Source organism: Streptomyces sp. NPDC058663 (assembly GCF_042716745.1).
Classification (GTDB): Bacteria; Actinomycetota; Actinomycetes; order Streptomycetales; family Streptomycetaceae; genus Streptomyces.
Genome location: NZ_JBHXRV010000112.1, coordinates 1 through 2,111, shown reverse-complemented (window position 1 = coordinate 2,111; position 2,111 = coordinate 1). Strand labels below are relative to the sequence as shown.

Genomic DNA, 2,111 nt, shown 5'->3' with positions numbered 1-2,111 from the left:
CCAGAACACCCACCATCACCCTCGCCGCATAACCACCTCAAACAGCCCCCACACCCGGCACCACGTCCTTGACGAAGGACATAGAGACACCCCCCGCAGCAGCACCTCTTCCCCACGCACCACGACCAGGCCGCATCCGGCGGCACACGCCTGGGGCGGGAGAGCCGCGCCGCGGCCGGCCAGGGCCCACCACTCAGCGGACTGCGACCCCGTACGGAGGCTGGTCGAGTCAGACCCGTAGCCGGATCCGGACGCCCCCGCTCGTAGCACGCCTCACAGATCAGGAAGCGGGAGAACACCCGGCGGCGGCCCGGCCGCCAGACGCCGTCCACGAGATACGCCGTACCGCCGACAAGGCCGGTCCCGCACATCACGCAGAGCCGAGAACCACCATGTGTACCCGCAACAGTCTCAACGACCGGCACGTCTAGCCGTAGCGACAAGCCTCAACCGATGCGCCGTGAGGCTCTGCGAGGACCATGTCAGGTGCGGTCCGTAGCCGTCCTGTGCGCCGGGTACTCGCAGGCGAGCCATGACCTGAGGCAATGCGCGTGCGTCACCAGCCTGGCCAGGAGTGAGCACGAAGACCAGCGGTCGGCAGCGGCCAGCGGCTGCTCAGAGGATCTTCTTGGAGAGGCCGCCGCGGGAACGCCCGAGGGCGTGATCTGACGGTTCGTGTGTCGACGATTCCTTCGAGCGGGCGCCGACGGCGTGCTGGTGGGCACGCACGATCGTGGAGTCGACCGCAGCGGCCCACTCCAGGCGTTCCGGTTCGGTACTTGAACGCGATCGCATCGATCAGAAGGCGATGATCGCGTCACCGCCCACCAAGGCGCTCGGTCCAGCAACAGTGCCCCGAGGAGGTCCGAGGGGCGCCAGTCGGGGCATAGGTTCGCGGTTCGTCCGCTACGAACGCCCTGCGACCCTCGCTGCACACAGTCCCACCAGCGCGCAGGCCGCACCGACGGTAAACCCGTCCTGCCACGACCGTCCCATCACCTGGTGCTGGAACAGCGCCATCAGCTGCACCAGCAACGCCAGCCACATCAGCATCCGCATCCCGTTGGTCCTCATACGGTGCCGGATACCCTGGTCGCTGAAGATCAACGGTGACCGCAGCGGCTTCCTGGTGCCCGGACCCGAGGCTCCCTGGGGCTGTCCGCCCGCCGACGGGCGGTGGTCATGACCCGCGGGAATGCGGGTGCGTCACCGGCCTGGCCAGGAGCGAGCACGAAGACCAGCGGTCGGCAGTGGCCGTCGGCTGCCAGGTGGATCTTCGTGGAGAGCCCGCCGTGGGAACGCCCGGGGGCGTGATCTGACGGTTCGTGTGTTGACGATTCCTTCGAGCGGGCACCGGCGGTGTGCTGGTGGGCACGCTCGATCGTGGAGTGACTGCAAGGTGATGCGCGTCGTGTCTCTTTCACCGTGTGGGCATCCGGTGGTTGCACTGCTGCCGGGCCCTGGTGGGCGGTGTTGTGGGGGGTGCGGGTGTCACCGGGTTGGTGAAGTGTGCTGTCGTTTCCGGGTAAAGCGGGTGTCGCACGTGTAGGCAGAAGCGGGGGACGTACCCGGGTACCCCGGGCAGCCCTTCGCTGCGGGTGAGCGGCGACCGCCAGGTCTGCTCAACTTCCATGAGCGGTGCGCAGATTCACCGTGGCCGTCGCTCTTGCTCACGTTCACGGGCATACGGCCTGGTCCCTGGGCGCCGCTGCCACCGTGTTCAAGCCTGTCCTGCGCTGGCGCGCCCTGCTTGGCGAAGACAGCCACACCTTCGGTGCGGTCTCACCGTCCCCTCAGATGTACGCGGAAGCCGAGGACGCAGTCCGCAATCTCCAGAGTGCCTTCGCCCGCATCGCCTCCGCCTGAGCTCGTGCCGTTCCACCGACGGAACGCACCAACTCGTAAGCACCCTGCCGGACCAGGCCGCGGCCGGTGGGTTGCGAGGTCACCCGGACTGGCGCGCGCTCGCCCCACCGCACATGGACAGCGAAGGCGGCGTAGAGCGCAGCGCGACCGCTAGGGCCTGTGTGACGTCGTGATCAATCTTGCCGATCCGGATCCGCATGGAAGGCGGATCCGGTAGGAAGACGAGCGTGACGCGCAGGCAACTC

Annotated in this window: 2 protein-coding genes and 2 pseudogenes; 1 reads left to right on the top strand and 3 read right to left on the bottom strand. The window is 68.0% G+C overall.

Features of this window, described 5'->3' with window-relative positions:
* Nucleotides 1–552 precede the first annotated feature (552 nt).
* The 3 genes and pseudogenes from ACFWVV_RS37720 to ACFWVV_RS37710 form a co-directional block, all read right to left on the bottom strand.
* A pseudogene (locus tag ACFWVV_RS37720) lies at nt 553–762 on the bottom strand (IS5/IS1182 family transposase); the annotation flags it as partial.
* A gap of 144 nt (nt 763–906) precedes the next feature.
* Entirely contained in the window at nt 907–1,074 is a 168-nt protein-coding gene (locus ACFWVV_RS37715; RefSeq protein WP_384359156.1) for a hypothetical protein, read from the bottom strand.
* A 125-nt stretch (nt 1,075–1,199) separates the two neighbouring features.
* Nucleotides 1,200–1,388 (bottom strand): annotated as a pseudogene (locus tag ACFWVV_RS37710) (IS5/IS1182 family transposase); the annotation flags it as partial.
* Between the two features lie 328 nt (nt 1,389–1,716).
* Between ACFWVV_RS37710 and ACFWVV_RS37705 the strand changes: the two are divergent.
* On the top strand, nt 1,717–1,866 hold the full coding sequence (locus tag ACFWVV_RS37705) for a hypothetical protein (RefSeq protein ID WP_384359158.1): 150 nt from the start codon (nt 1,717–1,719) through the stop codon (nt 1,864–1,866).
* Nucleotides 1,867–2,111: the final 245 nt, after the last annotated feature.

Excerpts from the sequence above, each read along its gene's own strand:
- ACFWVV_RS37715 (WP_384359156.1), bottom strand. The coding sequence starts at position 1,074 with ATGAGGACCAACGGGATGCGGATGCTGATGTGGCTGGCGTTGCTGGTG.